This window comes from Lysinibacillus sp. 10T31, assembly GCF_056394365.1.
Window position 1 is genome coordinate 1 of record NZ_JBFTHS010000196.1, and the last position, 469, is coordinate 469.

Annotated in this window: 1 pseudogene; it reads left to right on the forward strand. The window is 36.0% G+C overall.

Annotated features, from left to right (window positions below):
• A pseudogene (locus AC1DCY_RS27610) lies at positions 1 to 135 on the forward strand (IS30 family transposase); the annotation flags it as partial.
• Between the last annotated feature and the right edge of the window lie 334 nt (positions 136 to 469).

Genomic DNA, 469 nt, shown 5'->3' on the forward strand with positions numbered 1-469 from the left:
CAAACAAATTTCGAAGAAGTATCACCAGAAGAACTAACAGAATCATTAAACTATATCAACAACCGACCAAGAAAATGTCTTGGTTGGAAAACTGCAAACGAGGCTTTTAATGAGCAATTGTTGCACTTAATTTGACAAATCATCAAATAGAAAAGAACAGTGATGAAAGTATGTAAGTGACAAGCATCCACCAAGAAGTGGTCTGTGATTTATTCACCCAACTTTACAGGCAGTGGGGCTAATCATTAGCTTGTTGTTTTGGATTTATTTTTTTCACTTTCCCAATGGCATCACCTCATTATGCTAATTGCTTAGTAAAATAAAACATACTAACATTAGTAGTACAAACCAAGGCCATGGTTTGTGCTACTATTTTTTTATAGTAGAAGTGAAGAAAAGCCGACCAGCCTCTGGGACCATTTGTGAGTCCGTATATAAAACCGGCTAACTTCATGCCCTTATATGAATC